The following is a 14741-nucleotide window of genomic DNA, read 5'->3' as shown; positions in this document are numbered from 1 at the left end:
GGGTTCAGGGTATCGGCCGGCGCGTCAGGCGACGCGGCGGGCTCGGCCTGCGCCGGCTTGGGCGGCGGCGCCTTCGCGCGGCTCGCGGGCGCCGGCTGGGGCGCGGAGGCGGCCTGCGCATCCGGCAGGAAGCGCTGCAGCAACTGGAAAAATCCGTCGTAGAACTGCGGACGGGCCACCGTCTGGCTGGCCGTCTTGACCAGCGAATCGTCGCTGGCGCCGAACGGCATGGACACCTGCCCCAGCACGCTCACGCCCACGCTGGCCGAATTGGCGGTGCGCTTGATCGAATAGCGGTCCTGCACGGCGTTGGCGAACACCGTCGCGCGCTCGTTGGAGCCGCTGTCGGCGGCGCATTCGATGTTGAAGCTGATCTGCGTGTGCTGCCCGTCTTCGGCCTGGAAGTTCTTGTGGCCCGTGACCCGGGCGGACTCGAAGCGGTCGATGTTGTAGCCCTGGCTCAGCAAAGCGCGGCGGCCGGCATCGCAGGCGGCGGCGCTGCCGGCGGAAACAGTCCGGGAATAGGTATCGCTCTGGGCGAAGTCTTCCTTCTCGAACGCGGGCTTGGGGGACGAACATCCCGCCAGGACGCCCGTCAGGACGACGAGCAGCGCTACAGGGGTACGGCGGATGAAACGGGGCATGAATCGGGGCCTGCCGGCGGCGGCACGGCCATGCACGCTGCCGGTCGCCGCCCCGCGTGGGGCACTAATGCGTAAAACGTCGGTTATAGCGCATCGCCCCGCGCGATGCTTTTACGAGGAATGTACAGTTCAACGGAGAGGTAACAGGGGAATTTTGGGGACACTTCCCCTTTGCGCCGGCACCCCAGCCCTGGTATTAACCCTTAGTCCCACAATCCGGGATTTTGGCTATCCTGCCCGGGTCGATCCAAAACCCCGCAGAAGAGACCTGCCCCGCCGCAGGCGCCGACGGAGCAACCGCCCCGGAAACTCTCAGGCAAACAGGACTGCGCGGTCTAGACAATCTGGAGAGAGGCGCCCTGCGCGCCCACCGAAGGGGAACCCGCCGCCATCCGCGCCGCGGGTGAAGCTCTCAGGTACAGAGACAGATGGGGTGCTGCGGCCGGGTGGCCGCGGCCACTCGACCTTGGAGCGACCATGCCCCGCATCGCCATCATCGGCGCCGGTATCACCGGCGTCACGTCTGCCTATGCCCTGAGCAAACAGGGTTACGACGTCACCGTCTACGACCGCCAGCGCTATCCCGCCATGGAAACGTCCTACGCCAACGGCGGCCAGCTGTCGGCCAGCAACGCCGAAGTCTGGAACAGCGTGTCCACCATCATGAAAGGCCTGCGCTGGCTCGGACGCCACGACGCGCCGCTGCTGCTCAATCCCCGTTTCAGCTGGCACAAGTATTCCTGGCTGGCGCAGTTCATCGGCCAGATCCGCCACTACCGCCAGAACACCATCGACACCACGCGCCTGGCCATCGAGGCGCGCCAGCACCTGTACGCGATGGCCGAGGAAGAAGGCATCGACTTCGACCTGGAGCGCCGGGGCATCCTGCACATCTACCATGACGCCGCCAGCTTCGAGACCGCGCGCCGCGCCAACGCGCTGCTGCAGGAGGGCGGGCTGGAACGCTACGCCGTGACGCCCGCGGAAGCCCGCAGCATCGAGCCGGCCCTGCAGACCACTTGCCACGGCGGCTTCTACACCCCGTCGGACGCGACCGGCGACATCCACAAATTCACGAGCGGGCTGGCCCGCGCCTGCGCGCGCCGGGGCGTGCGCTTCGTGCAGGACGCCGACATCCGCGACATCATCCCCGAGCGCGGCGGCTACCTGCTGGACCTCGCGGACGCAGACGGCGCGCAGCCGGGCCAGCGCGAGTCCGCCGACGCCGTCGTCATCTGCGCCGGCGCCGCCAGCCGGCAGTTCGCCAAGCGCCTGGGCGACACGGTCAACATCTATCCGGTCAAGGGCTATTCCATCAGCGTGCACCTGGACGACGAGGCCAGCCGCGCTTCGGCGCCCAGCGTGAGCCTGCTCGACGAAGCCGCCAAGATCGTCACCAGCCGGCTGGGCGACCGGTTCCGCGTCGCCGGCACGGCCGAGTTCAACGGCTTCAACATGGACATTCGCGCCGAACGCGTGCAGCCGCTGGTGGACTGGACCCGCAAGCACTTCCCCGGCATCCGCACCTCGCGCGTGGTGCCGTGGTGCGGGTTGCGCCCGATGACGCCGAACATGATGCCCAGGGTCGGCCCCGGCAAGCGGCCGGGGGTGTTCTACAACACCGGCCATGGACACCTGGGCTGGACGCTGTCGGCCGCGACCGCGCAGTTGCTGGCCGCCAGCGTGCAGACGTCCCTGGCCGGGGCCTGACGCCCGCGCGGCGCTCAATGCGCCGCGACCGCCTCCCTCGCGCCCTGCCCGGCGGCCTGCTGCGCCATGCCGTCCGCGGCGCGCGGGCAGGCGTCCTTCCATATCTGTCCGTCCTTCATCACGAGGCTGATCCGGTTGGGGTCGACCAGCAGCGACAGGTCCTCCAGCGGATTTCCGTCGACCATGACCAGGTCCGCCAGATAGCCGGGACGCAGCATGCCGATCTCGTCCGGACGCTGCATGATCTCGCCGCCCAGCCGGGTGGCCGACACCAGCGCCTCGGTCGGCGTCATGCCGATGTAGTCGACGAAGTACTGCAGGTCGGTGGCGTTGGTTCCGTGGGGCATCCAGGCAAAGCCGTAGTCGCCTCCGGGCAGGATGCGGATGCCGCGCTCGCGCATCTTGCGCAGCGACTCGGCGGCGATTTCCAGCTCGCGCTTGTAGCCCATTTTTTCGGCGATGGCGGGCGTGATGCCGTACTCGGACGCGTGGAAGGCGGTCCTGACCAGCCAGCCTATGCCCGGGGCGACGAAATGCTTGTCCTTGTTGGCCTCCAGCATGTCGAGCGCCTCGTCGTCGGCAAAGCTGGCGTGATAGATCATTTCGATGCCGTGGCGCACGCACTGCTTGACCGATTCGCTGGAGCGCGCGTGGGCCGCCACGCGCTTGCCATAGCGCCTGGCCTCGCCGGCCAGCATGGCGATCTCGTCTTCCGCGAAGGGCGACATCTCGGCCGGCAGGCCCGCGATGTACTCGCCCGACAGATTGATCTTCAGGTGATCGACGCCGTACTTGATGAACGTGCGCGCCGAGCGCCGGATCTCTTCGGGGCCGCTGCACACGCTGCCGAAGCTGAGTTCGTCGAACGGCATGTGCGGCAGCGTGTTGTCGCCCAGCGCGCCGATCGTGGTGATTTCCTGGCTGCCCGCCAGGTAGCGTGGCCCCGGGCACTCTCCGGCGTTGATCGCGTTGCGCAGCACCACGTCCAGGCGCGGCTTTGCCGCCGCGGCGCCGATGGCCGAGGTCCAGCCCATTTCCAGGTAGCGCTTGGCCACGCGCACGCACCAGAGGATGTGCTCTTCGGGCGGCATGAACTGGATCGCGGCGAGCGAGGGCTGGTCGTTCCAAGAAAAATGGGTGTGCGCCTCGGTCATGCCGGGCATCAGGAAACGGCCTGCGCCGTCGATGGCGCGCGCCCCTTCCCTGCCTACCTGCCGGGGAGCGCGCGCGACCTCGACGATGCGCGTGTCTTCGATCAGCACCTCGCCTTTGAAGGGCGCCGCGCCGCTGCCATCGAAGATGGTGACGTTGGTAATGGCAATTCTGGACATGACAAGTCTCCTTCAGCCCGCGCCGCGGGCCGATTTCTTATGTTGAAACGCCAGGGAAAGCGGCGGCTAGCGCAGCGCCGGGTAAAACTCGCGCAAGGCCTCGATGCAGGCCTGGGGCTTCTCGTAGGTCGTCCAGTGGCCGCAATCGGCGACGACGATCCGGCGGCTTCCGGCGATGCGGGCGGCCAGGGCCTCGACATTGGCCGGCGGCGCCACGCCGTCCTGGTCGCCCGTCACCAGCAGCGCCGGCACGTCCAGCCGCTCGACGGCGGCGGGTTGCGCGCCGGCCAGCGCCTCGCAGCTCTGCGCATAGCCCTCGGGCGGCTGCCGCATCACGCTTTCGCGCACCAGCGCCAGCACCGCGGGCTGGTCTGACTTGGTCTGGGCGCTGGTCGCGCCCTTGACGATGGCATCCGCGATTTCCTGCATCGCCGCGTCGCCGCCGCGGGCCAGTTCGGCGCGCGCCCGGATGCCGGCCCTCCCGGCATCCGGCGGCGCGGCCAGCGGCCCGAAGAGCGCGAGCGACTTGACCCGGGCGGGATGCGCCACGGCGAAATGCTGGGCCACGATGGTGCCCAGCGAATGCGCGGCGATGTGCAGCGTGTCGACCTCCAGTTCCGCCAGCACGCCGGCCAGCGCGTCGACGTAGGCTTCGATGGACAGCGCCTCCCGCGCCAGCGGCGAGCGCGCGCTGCCCGGCAGGTCCGGGCGGATGACGCGCATGCCCTCGAAGGCGCCCATCACGGGCGTCCAGGTATTGGACGAGCCGCCCAGCCCGTGTATGCACAACAGGGCCGGCCCCTGGCCGTCGATCTCCACGGCCAGGCCGTTGATGTCGCTCGTGCTCATGATTGCTCCTCGATAAAAGTGTTTTCGATCGCGCCCAGGCCGTCGATCTCCACGCGCACCACGTCGCCCGCGGCGAGATAGCGGGGAGGCTGCATGCCCATGCCGACGCCGGCGGGCGTGCCGGTGGCGATCACGTCGCCCGGATACAGCGTGATGCCGCGCGAGATGGTTTCGATCAGGCTGGGGATATCGAAGATCATGTTCTGCGTGGGGCCGTCCTGGCGCAGTTCGCCGTTGACCCAGCAGCGCACCCGCGTGCGGGTGCCGTCGAACTCGTCGGCCGTGGCGATCCACGGGCCCATGGGGCAGAAGGTATCGAAGGACTTGCCCATGTCCCATTGCTGGTGGCGCATCTGCACGTCGCGCGCCGTGACGTCGTTGAGCGCCGTGTAGCCGAAGACATGGGCGAGCGCATCGGCGCGGGCGATGTTCTTGCCGCCCTTGCCGATCACGACCGCCAGCTCGGCTTCATAGTCGATCTGCGCCGAAACGCCGACGGGCAGCTTCACGTCGGCACGCGGCCCCACCACGCATTCGGGCACCTTGGTGAAAACGATGGGCCAGGATTCCGGATTCGCATCGTTGTCCTTGAAGACCGAGGCCGAGAGTTCCTTCGCATGGGCGTGATAGTTGCGCCCCACGCACCACAGATTGCGGCGCGGCCTGGGCAGCGGCGCCAGCAACCTCACCTGGTCTAGCGGCAATGCCGCCCCCGCTTCGGGCAGGCTGCCGCCCGCCGCAAGCAGATCGATCACCGCCTGGGCGCCCAGGCGCTTGCGCGCCGCGTCGAACGCCAGGGGCGCCACCGTCGCGCCGTCGGCGGACACCAGGCCGACCTCCTGGCTGCCGTTCACCATAAAACTAGCAATGCGCACTGCCGTCTCCTTCTTCCACCTGAACAATCCCCCGACGGCCCGCGGCTCGCCGGTAGGTGCTGGGGACTTTATCGGGGCCGGCGGCGACGCGCTTATCTCGGGGTGCGCGGACTTATCGCAGAGTCAGATCTTGTGCTAGGTGAATACACCTACGCCGAAATCGCGCGCAAACGCCCATAAAATTCTCGCAGGCGCCGCGCCCGCGCGACGGCGGCACCGCCCCCGGCAAGCTCGCTGGCGCGACCGGGGGCAGAAAAAAACAGGAGACAGAGATGCAGGAGACCTATGCCTTGCACGAAGGCGCGTTCGGCCGCGCCGTCGTGCTGGAGCTACGCGACGACCTGATCGCGCATGCGCACGCGGAAGTGCAGCTCGCCCTCTGGCTGGGCGGCTCGCGCGTGGAAGGCCACGTCGGCCAGACCCTGGTCCCCTACAGCGAACACCTGGCGCTGGGAACCAACACCTACGAATCGCACGATGCCCGCTTGCTCGAACGCTCGGGCCCGGCGATCTTCCTGGTGCTCTACATCGCCAAGCCCTGGCTGGACGAGCGGCGGGCGGCCACCGGGCGCCCCTTTCATTTCGCGGCGCCCGGCGTTCCCATCGACGCCGCCGTGCGGCAAAGCTGCTGGCGCCTGCTGGACAAGATCGTCGCCCCTCACGAGCATCCGGGCGCGGACCTCGACGCGGAGGTCGAAGCGCTGCTGCTGGCCGCGATCGAATCGTCCACGGGGCCTGAGCGCGCGCGCGGCCCGGTGTCGGCGGCGCCTGCGCTGGATCGCCGGCTGCGCGCCGCCATCGCCTACATGCGCGAGCACGTCCACGAACCGATAGCGGTGGAAGACGTCGCCAGCCGCGTGGGCCTGTCGCGCGGGCATTTCTTCGCGCTCTTCCGCGACCAGCTCAACACCACGCCGCAGGTGTTCTGGAGCGCCGTGCGGGTCGAAGAAGCGGTGCGCCTGCTGGTGCACCAGGAGCAGCCCCTGACCTCGGTGGCGCTGGACCTGGGCTTTTCCACGCCCGGCAACTTCTCCCGCTTTTTCCGCGAACACATGGGCGTGTCGCCCTCGCGTTTCCGGCGGGCCGCTGGCGGCCCGCCGCAGCATCTGCTGACCGGCGTCTGTTGAACCGGCCCTAGGCGGTTGCGCGGACCGCCGGCAGATCGCGGTTGAAATGCGCCCCGCGGCTTTCGCGGCGCGCGCTCGCGCCGCGCACGATCAGCTCGGCCACCAGCGCCAGGTTGCGCAGCTCCAGCAGTTCCAGGCTCAGGCCCTCGCCGCGCAGCCTCGCATCCAGCCCGGCGCGCAGCGGGCCGACGAAAGCGGCCGCGCGATGCAGCGCGGCGTCGCTGCGCACGACGCCCACGTCGCGGCTCATCCGCTCGCGCAGCTCCCGCCGCAACCGCGCCAGGTCGGGCGACGGCCGCGCGGCCATCGTCAAGGCCTCGGTCTGTGCCGGGCCCGCTTGCGGCCCGCGCCTTGCGGCATGCTGCAGGATGTCCTGCGCCGCCGCCCTGCCGGTAACCACGCACTCCAATAGCGAATTGCTGGCCAGCCGGTTCGCGCCGTGCAGGCCGGTGCACGCGGCCTCGCCGATCACGTAGAGCCCCGCCAGGCCGCTGCGGCCGGCCACGTCGGCCACCACGCCGCCGCAGGTGTAGTGCGCGGCGGGCGCGACGGGGATGGGCATGGACGCAATGTCGATGCCCAGCGCGAGGCAGCGCGCATGGATGGTCGGAAAGTGCGCCAGCAGGAATTCCCGCGGCTGGTGGCTGACGTCGAGGTGGACGCAGTCCAGGCCATGGCGTTCCATCTCGGCCTGGATGGCGCGGGCCACGATGTCGCGCGGCGCCAGCTCGGCCCGCGGATCGTGCGCCGGCATGAAGCGCTCGCCGCCGGGCAGGCGCAGCACGCCGCCCTCGCCGCGCACCGCCTCGGAAATGAGGAAGCCTTCGGCTTGCGGATGGTGCAGGCCCGTGGGATGGAACTGCGTGAACTCCATGTTGGCGACCCGGCATCCCGCCCGCCACGCCATGGCGATGCCGTCGCCGGTCGCGGCGGGCGGCGCGGTCGTGGTGCGGTACACCTGGCCGGCGCCGCCGGTGGCGAGCACGACGTGCGGCGCGATGGCGTCGAACACGGTTCCCGCCCGCAGGTCCAGCAGCCGCGCCCCGCGGCAGGCCGCTACGGCGCTGCCCGGCTCGCCCGCCAGCAGCAGGTCCACGGCGCAGTGATGCTCCAGCAGCGTGATGCCGCCCTGCCCGCGGGCGCGGCTGCCCAGCGCGGCCACGATGGCGCGGCCGGTCGCATCCGCCGCATGCGCGATGCGGCGCTGCCCATGGCCGCCTTCGCGAGTGAGATGCAGGCCTTCGCGCTCCGCGGTGAACGCGACGCCCTGCCCGCGCAGCCAGGCGATGGCGCCGCCGGCCCGGGAGATGATCTCGCGCGTGGCGGGCAAATCGCACAGCCCCGCGCCGGCCGCCAGCGTGTCGCGCACGTGCGCGTCCACGCTGTCGCCCGCGGCCAGCGGCGCGGCGATGCCGCCTTGCGCGCGATTGCTGGCGCTGTCGGCCAGCGCGCCCTTGGACACGAGGGCCACGCGGCGCCGCGGCGCCAGTTCCAGCGCTGCGGCCAGGCCGGCCAGGCCGCTGCCGATGATGATGACGTCGAATTCCATGCGCCGGGTCTCCGATGAATGCGGCGCGCTACGCCGGGCCGACGCGCGCGAACAGCGCGGTGTCGCGGGCCAGGTCCCCGCTGGCCTGCACGCGGCGTTTGCGCCATTCGGCGAAGTCCAGCATGCGGTCGATCGGGGCCTTGGCGCGCAGGCCCAGCGCGGGGTCCAGGCGGATCTCGTGGCGGCCGCCTTCGAGCGCGTCCGCCAGGTTGGACACGGCGTTCATGGCCATCCACGGGCAGTGCGCGCAGCTCTTGCAGGTGGCGCTGTCGCCCGCGGTGGGCGCGGCCAGGAAGGTCTTGCCCGGCGCCTGCGCCCGCATCTTGTGCAGGATGCCCTGGTCGGTCGCCACGATCAGAACCTGGGTGTCCAGCTTGCGCGCGGCGTCGATCAGCTGGGTGGTCGAACCGACCACGTCCGCCTGCGCCAGCACGGCCGCGGGCGACTCGGGATGGGCCAGCACCCTGGCCCGCGGATGCTCGGCGCGCATCAGCTCCAGTTCCGTGCCCTTGAATTCGTCGTGCACGACGCAGGAGCCCTGCCACAGCAGCATGTCGGCGCCGGTCTGGCGCTGGACGTAGTCGCCCAGGTGGCGGTCGGGCGCCCACAGGATTTTTTCGCCGCGCGCATGCAGCTCGGCGATCACGTCCAGGGCGATGGACGAGGTGACGACCCAGTCCGCGCGCGCCTTCACGGCCGCGCTGGTGTTGGCGTAGACCACCACCGTCCGGTCGGGATGGGCATCGCACCAGGCGGCGAATTCCTCGGCCGGGCAGCCCAGGTCCAGCGAACAGGTGGCGTCCAGGTCGGGCATCAGGATGCGCTTGCCGGGGCTGAGGATCTTGGCCGTTTCGCCCATGAAGCGCACTCCGGCCACGACCAGGGTGCGCGCCGGATGGTCCCGCCCGAAGCGGGCCATTTCCAGGGAATCGCCGACGCAGCCGCCGGTCTGTTCGGCCAGCTCCTGGAGCGCCGCATCCACATAGTAGTGCGCCACCAGCGCCGCGCCCTCCCGTTCGAGCAGCGCCCGCGCCCGATCGGCCGCGGCGGCCTGTTCGCCGGCCGGCAGCGGCTCCGGCACGCGCGCCCAGGCATGGCCGACGGCGCTTGGGCAGCCCGCGGTGGCGGGCAGGTCGAATTCGATGGACCGGGGCTGGCGGGCTTGCATGGCTGTCTCCTTATATGCTCATTTTGAGCATTTATTGGCCAAAAAAAAGGGCACGATTTATGCTAGTGATGAGCATAAATCGTGTCAACCCTTTTTTGGACACGGGTGGCGACCATTCCGCCGCAGCCCACGCCTCGTCACACTACGTCGAGCACAACGGTTCCCACCCCGCCGAACTCCGCCGTGTATCGATCCCCCGCCCTTGCCGCCGCCAGGATGTTGCAGGACCCAGAACTGACCACGTCGCCTGCCCTCAAAGGCACTTGGGCAGCCCGCAAGCGATTGACCAGCCAGTGGACCGAGCGGATAGGATGCCCCATGACATCATGCGAACTCCCCTGCCCCAGCCTTTGGCCGTTGCGCCGCAACGTGACGTCGATCCCCTGGTCCAGGCTGACGCGCCAGTCGGACAGCTCCGGACCTTGTATGTAGCGGCCCGACGCAAACCCGTCAGCGTACACGTACCACGCCGCGGGCAAGGCCTTGCGCGGATAGCGGCATTCCGCCACCTCGATCCCGGCATGCACCGCGGCAATGGCCCGCGCCACCTCGTCTTCGGCATACGCAGCGGCGCGGGGCGGCAAGGACGCGCCCAGCGTGAAAAAGAACTCGCACTCGATGACTGGATCCAGCAACTCATCGCGGCGCAGGACAGCCGGCGCCCGCAGATGGAAACGACGGAACGTGGCGCCGCATACGGGTCCTTGCGTGCGCAGTTTTTGCTGCAACGCAGGATTTGTCGCGGCGATCTTCCAGCCCTGTCTTTCCCAGCCCACCGCCTGGGCAATCTCCAACATCAGCCTGAAGGCGTCTTCCTCGTCGTCGATGGCGTAGATCGCTTCGACGCCTTCCACCTGATGGCCGAGGCGCCTGGCCCGCGCAAGCGTCTGCACGAACTCGCGGCGCCGTGCCGGTTCATCCGGCGATTCCGGACCCGGAGGATGGGCCTGCTCAGTCAATTGCCGCACCCGTTTCCTGAATCAGCTTCTTCCAGGACATGGTCTCGGCGGCCATTTTCCTGCCTAACGCAGCGCCTGACGGATCCTCCGGCAGCAGCAATCCGCGAGCCTCGAATTGCGAACGGATGGCCTTGTCCGCCAGCACCTCGCGCGACAATGCCTCCAACCGGGCGCGCGCGGCTTCGGGAATGCCCTTGGGCGCCACCAGCGCAAAGAAGACATTCACGTCCATGTCTGGCATGCCCTGTTCCCGCAGCGTCTTCACGTCGGGCAGCAGATCCGAGCGCGCCGCCGAGGTCACGCCCAGCACCTTCAGCTTGTGCGCCTGGATATACGGAAACGCCGTATAGACATCCGTGAACGTCATCGTGACCTGATTGCCCAGCAGCGCCTGCAGAGCGGGCGCCGAGCCTTTGTACGGAATGTGGGTCAGCGAAACGCCGGAGGACTTCGCGAACAGCAGGCCGGCCAGGTGAGTCGTGCCACCGCTGCCCGCCGACGCATAGGTGGCATTGTGCTCGCGGCTATAGGAGGTCAGTTCCTGCACCGACGACACAGGCAGGCTCTGGTTGACCAGCACCGCGTTGGGCAAGCTGCCGAAATCCGCGATGGGCTCGAAGTCTTTCAACGGATCGAACTTGAGATTGCGGTACAGCCCCGGATTGATGACCAGCACCGGCGATGAGCCGAACATCAAGGTGTATCCGTCCTTGGGCGCCCGGGCCACATAGTCCCCCGCGATGTTGCCGCTGGCGCCCGCCCGATTCTCGACGATCACCGCCTGGCCCGCGAGTTCGCCCATTTTCTGGGCCACGGAGCGCGCCAGCAGGTCGGCCGGGCCGCCCGGAGGATAAGGGACCACGAAGGTCACGGCGCGCGCCGGATATCCGGTATCGGCATGGGCGGCAGGGGCGACGAAGCCGGCGGTGCAACACAGCAAGGCCATGAGCCTCATTTTCATTTTTTGTCTCCTCACCAAGAGTGGTGATGCATTCTAGGCAGGCGCAGATTCACCAATGATTCGATCTTCGAATGCGGCGATACGCAGTTCGTATCGAACGCCAGGACGGCGCTCCTAGAATTCTGCAGAGCAATCGGGCGTCTCGATTGAAGACCTACTACGGACAGGGACAAATATGGATTTGCGCTTCGGAGCGCTGACCGGCATCAAGGTCATCGACGCTTCACGTGTGCTGGGAGGCCCCTACTGCGGGCAGATCCTCGGCGATCATGGGGCCGACGTCATCAAGGTCGAAGGACCTTCCGGCGACGACACGCGGCAATGGGGACCACCCGACCTCGGCCCCAACGCGGCGTACTTCGCGGGCGCCAACCGCAACAAACGCAGCATCGTCCTCGACCTGCAGCGCGTCGCCGATCGGGAGCGCTTCATGGAAATGCTTGCGGAAGCCGACGTGCTGATCGAGAACTTCAAGCCTTCGACGCTGCGCAAATGGGGTTGGCAGGCGGATGAGTTCGTCGCCAGGCACCCGCGCCTGGTCCATTGCCGCGTCTCCGGATTCGGGCCCGATGGCCCGTACGGCGGCCTGCCGGCCTACGACACAGCGATCCAGGCCCAGTGCGGCCTGATGAGCGTGAACGGCAGCGCCGAATCCGGTCCGCTGCGGGTCGGGCTCCCCGTGGTCGACATGACGACCGGCTTGAACGCCGCCATCGGAGTGCTACTGGCCTTGAGAGCGCGTGAAATCACCGGACGCGGGCAGTCTGTCGAAACGACGCTGTACGCCAATGCGATTTCGATGCTGCATCCGCATGCGTCCAACTTCCTGGGCACGGGCGCCTGCCCAGCGCCCACCGGCAATGCCCACCCGAACATCTATCCTTACGACAGCTTCGAGACGTCGTCGGCCAGCATCTACCTGGCCATCGGCAACGACGCGCAGTTCCGCACACTCTGCCGGCACCTGGACTTGGACGCGTTGCCGCTGGACCCTCGCTACGCCACCAACCCGGCAAGGTCCGTCCACCGGCAGTCGCTGCGACCCGTTCTGGAAAGCGCGCTGCTGCCCGTCGATGGCCGCGAGCTGGTCGGCCGCCTTGCGCGCGACGGCGTGCCGGCGGCGATCATCGGCAATGTGCGGGACGTGCTGGAAGATCCCCAGACCCGCCACATGGGGCTGCTGGTCGACCTGGAGCCTGGCTACCGGGGGATCGCCTCGCCGATCCGCCTGTCCGACACGCCGCCCACGTACCGCTGCCCTCCCCCCGTTTTTCCAGGAAGCTGATCCCATGACGGACACCCCGGAACCTCTGCGCTACGCCTACGGCTCGTCCAGGCGCTACCATCTGCACCACCCTCACGTGATCTGCGCCGACATCGACGCGACGGTCGCGTTCTATCGGCGCTGGTTCGAGGCCGAGGTCGCTTGGGACGGCGCTTTCGCCGGCACCCGGAACGTCTTCATGAAGATCGGCGTGGGTGCCATGCATCTCTACGAAAAACAGATCGATCCCGCGCCGCGCAACGCCGTCCACCACCTGGGCATACAGGTCGCCGGCTTGCGGGACCTGTATGAGCGGATGGTCCTGGCCGGCCTGGACATCCCGAAGGGCATACGCGAATCGCACGGTGGGGGCTACTTCATGCTGGAAGCGCCCGACCGTGTCCTGCTGGAGATTTTCGAACCCGGCCCGCAGCGACCGCCCGAGGTCCTGGAATACTACGGCTACGCACCATCATGAACCTGGACGACGGTACGTTCTTCGGGATCCGGGCTCCCGTGGCGGAGCTGTTCGATCTCAAGGCCCAGGCGATGTCGGAAGATACGGCCGCGGCGATCTTGCCCTGGTCCGAGCGCTTCCTGAATGCCGCGGGCACCATCAGCGGGCCGGCCATCATGGCCCTGCTCGACTTCACGCTGGCCGCGGCCGCGCGGGCGCACGATCCATTGCATTGGCGGGTGGCGACCCTGGACCTGTCCACCAAGTTCCTGAGGCCCGCGCGCTCGACGCTGCTCGCCGAATGCCAAAGCGACTACCGGGGCGGGCGGACCTGCTTCGCCAGCGGCGTGGTCTATGATTCCGAAGGAGCGAAGGTCGCCATCGCGAATGGCGTTTTCATGCTGACCCGGACCTGATACGCCATGCACAAGGAAGCCATAGAACTGCGCCACCTCCGGTACTTCGTCGCACTGGCGGAAGAATTGAGCTTCAGCAAGGCAGCCGCGCGCTGCAACGTTTCCCAGCCGCCGTTCAGCGTCGCGATCCAGCAGCTGGAATCGTTCCTAGGCCAGAAGCTGATCGTGCGCAATAGCCGCAACGTGGAGCTTTCCGATGCCGGACGGGCCTTTCATTTCCGCGTGCGGCACCTGCTCGCGCAGGCATCCCAGTCCTTTGACGAAATGCGGGGCTTCGATGGCGCCTTGCGGCGGCGCCTGAACGTCGGCTTCCATGCGTCGATGATCTACCGTGGGCTGGGATCGCTGATGCAGGCGTTCCGCGAAGCCCATCCGGACGTCCAGGTGTCGCTGCACGAGATGTCGACCATCCGCCAGCGCGACAGCATCCTCCACGGCGACCTGGACATGGGGTTCGCGCATTCCCTGGTCCAGCACGACAGCCCGCGCATTGGCTGCATCAATCTGTTCCGCGAACGGTTCCTGGTGTGCATCCCGTCGTCGTATCGCGTGCCGGAAGGCCCGGTCCGGATAGATCTGTTCCGGGACGAGAACTTCATTATCTTCAACCGGGAATCGTCTCCCTTCTATTTCGACACGATCCTGTCGATCTGTTCGGAGGCCGGCTTCGTGCCGCGCATCGAGCACCAGGTGGCCCAGTGGCTCACCGCGGTGTCTTTCGTCTCGACCGGAATGGGCATCGCGGTGGTGCCCGAATGCCTGTCGCGCACGGGCACCAACGGCGTGGCGTTCCGCCCCATCGTCACGGAAATCGCCTCGCACGTGCAATGCATGTATGCGCTGGGAACCAACGGCCCGCAGATTGCGTCCATGCTGGAGTTGGTCCCGAAGCACATCCGGCCTCACGCATAGCGCGAGCGCGCCCCTACACCGAGCGCACGAACAGCGCCCGCAGCTTGCTCCAGAAATCGCCGCCCAGCACGAAGAAGCTCGCGATCAGCATGATGTCCCCCAGCACCTGGAACTGCCACTTGTCGGGCCGCAGGCCCGGCCACATCTCGTCGATGTAGGGCTCCAGCATGGCGGTCAGGATGGGGATGAAGAACATGATCAGGCCGATGACGTGGCGGGCCGGGCCCACTTTCTGCACGGGCGCCAGGCGCTTGGCCTGCCCGAAGACGATGCCCTTGAGCCGCTGGAAGCCTTCCTTGCCCATGACCGCGACGCAGCTCAGCAGCAGCACTTTGTTGGCGATGAAGATGGTGCCCGTCAGCGCCGCGATGCGCGGACCGGGCACGTCGAGGGCGGCCGCGATCGGAATCAGGAACCACAGCGCGAAGGCGAGGATGAAGAGTCCTATCCCGCATTTGAAGCGCCATCCTGCCGAAGGCGCGGGTTGGGTCGTATTGTCTGGCGATGACATGGCTGACT

15 protein-coding genes and 2 riboswitches are annotated in these 14741 nt (G+C 68.0%); of the genes, 6 read left to right on the top strand and 9 right to left on the bottom strand.

Features of this window, described 5'->3' with window-relative positions; all coding sequences use genetic code 11:
* A partial coding sequence (locus ADE01S_RS26205; protein WP_062684686.1) for a DUF2242 domain-containing protein occupies window positions 1-644 on the bottom strand: 644 nt, incomplete at its 3' end.
* Window positions 645-892: 248 nt separating this feature from the next.
* Window positions 893-983, top strand: a riboswitch (glycine riboswitch).
* Between the two features lies 1 nt (window position 984).
* Window positions 985-1076: riboswitch (glycine riboswitch) on the top strand.
* 45 nt (window positions 1077-1121) lie between these two features.
* Between ADE01S_RS26205 and ADE01S_RS26200 the strand changes: the two genes are divergently transcribed.
* Entirely contained in the window at window positions 1122-2354 is a 1233-nt protein-coding gene (locus ADE01S_RS26200; protein ID WP_062684684.1) for a D-amino acid dehydrogenase, read from the top strand.
* A 14-nt stretch (window positions 2355-2368) separates the two neighbouring features.
* Here ADE01S_RS26200 and ADE01S_RS26195 read toward each other — a convergent pair whose 3' ends face one another.
* The 3 genes from ADE01S_RS26195 to ADE01S_RS26185 all read right to left on the bottom strand — a co-directional run bounded on the left by ADE01S_RS26195 (window position 2369) and on the right by ADE01S_RS26185 (window position 5409).
* Complete coding sequence (locus tag ADE01S_RS26195) at window positions 2369-3685, bottom strand: metal-dependent hydrolase family protein (protein ID WP_062684683.1); 1317 nt, start codon at window positions 3683-3685, stop codon at window positions 2369-2371.
* A gap of 66 nt (window positions 3686-3751) precedes the next feature.
* A complete protein-coding gene (locus tag ADE01S_RS26190) occupies window positions 3752-4534 on the bottom strand; it encodes an alpha/beta fold hydrolase (RefSeq protein ID WP_062684681.1) in 783 nt (260 codons plus the stop codon).
* Window positions 4531-5409, bottom strand: coding sequence for a fumarylacetoacetate hydrolase family protein (locus ADE01S_RS26185; RefSeq protein ID WP_062684679.1), 879 nt, complete (start codon window positions 5407-5409; stop codon window positions 4531-4533). The genes ADE01S_RS26190 and ADE01S_RS26185 overlap by 4 nt, the downstream gene beginning before the upstream one ends.
* Window positions 5410-5681: 272 nt before the next feature.
* On the opposite strand from ADE01S_RS26185, the gene ADE01S_RS26180 reads away from it, so the two are divergent.
* The gene (locus ADE01S_RS26180; protein WP_062684677.1) at window positions 5682-6536 is read left to right on the top strand and encodes a helix-turn-helix domain-containing protein; all 855 of its coding nucleotides are present in this window, start codon (window positions 5682-5684) and stop codon (window positions 6534-6536) included.
* 7 nt (window positions 6537-6543) lie between these two features.
* Here the strand turns inward: ADE01S_RS26180 and nadB are convergent, their stop codons facing one another.
* The 4 genes from nadB to ADE01S_RS26160 all read right to left on the bottom strand — a co-directional run bounded on the left by nadB (window position 6544) and on the right by ADE01S_RS26160 (window position 11173).
* Window positions 6544-8085, bottom strand: coding sequence for an L-aspartate oxidase (gene nadB / locus ADE01S_RS26175; protein WP_062684676.1), 1542 nt, complete (start codon window positions 8083-8085; stop codon window positions 6544-6546).
* A 28-nt stretch (window positions 8086-8113) separates the two neighbouring features.
* Window positions 8114-9253, bottom strand: coding sequence for a quinolinate synthase NadA (nadA, locus tag ADE01S_RS26170; protein ID WP_062684674.1), 1140 nt, complete (start codon window positions 9251-9253; stop codon window positions 8114-8116).
* A 137-nt stretch (window positions 9254-9390) separates the two neighbouring features.
* Window positions 9391-10212, bottom strand: coding sequence for a 2-keto-4-pentenoate hydratase (locus ADE01S_RS26165; protein ID WP_131828744.1), 822 nt, complete (start codon window positions 10210-10212; stop codon window positions 9391-9393).
* Entirely contained in the window at window positions 10205-11173 is a 969-nt protein-coding gene (locus ADE01S_RS26160; protein WP_075873400.1) for a Bug family tripartite tricarboxylate transporter substrate binding protein, read from the bottom strand. The genes ADE01S_RS26165 and ADE01S_RS26160 overlap by 8 nt, the downstream gene beginning before the upstream one ends.
* 175 nt (window positions 11174-11348) lie before the next feature.
* Here ADE01S_RS26160 and ADE01S_RS26155 point away from each other — a divergent pair, with 175 nt between their 5' ends.
* The 4 genes from ADE01S_RS26155 to ADE01S_RS26140 are packed head-to-tail and all read left to right on the top strand — an operon-like array spanning window position 11349 to window position 14222.
* Entirely contained in the window at window positions 11349-12458 is a 1110-nt protein-coding gene (locus ADE01S_RS26155) for a CaiB/BaiF CoA transferase family protein (protein WP_062684669.1), read from the top strand.
* A 4-nt stretch (window positions 12459-12462) separates the two neighbouring features.
* The gene (locus ADE01S_RS26150; RefSeq protein WP_062684668.1) at window positions 12463-12915 is read left to right on the top strand and encodes a VOC family protein; all 453 of its coding nucleotides are present in this window, start codon (window positions 12463-12465) and stop codon (window positions 12913-12915) included.
* A complete protein-coding gene (locus ADE01S_RS26145) occupies window positions 12912-13310 on the top strand; it encodes a PaaI family thioesterase (protein WP_062684666.1) in 399 nt (132 codons plus the stop codon). The genes ADE01S_RS26150 and ADE01S_RS26145 overlap by 4 nt, the downstream gene beginning before the upstream one ends.
* Before the next feature lie 6 nt (window positions 13311-13316).
* Window positions 13317-14222, top strand: coding sequence for a LysR family transcriptional regulator (locus ADE01S_RS26140; protein ID WP_062684664.1), 906 nt, complete (start codon window positions 13317-13319; stop codon window positions 14220-14222).
* A 13-nt stretch (window positions 14223-14235) separates the two neighbouring features.
* Here ADE01S_RS26140 and ADE01S_RS26135 read toward each other — a convergent pair whose 3' ends face one another.
* A complete protein-coding gene (locus ADE01S_RS26135; protein ID WP_062684663.1) occupies window positions 14236-14733 on the bottom strand; it encodes a transporter suffix domain-containing protein in 498 nt (165 codons plus the stop codon).
* Window positions 14734-14741 lie beyond the last annotated feature (8 nt).

It is taken from the genome of Achromobacter denitrificans NBRC 15125, from assembly GCF_001571365.1.
GTDB lineage: Bacteria > Pseudomonadota > Gammaproteobacteria > Burkholderiales > Burkholderiaceae_B > Achromobacter > Achromobacter denitrificans.
The sequence above is the reverse complement of the archived record's forward strand: the minus strand, read 5'-3'. Positions and strand labels throughout refer to the sequence as shown.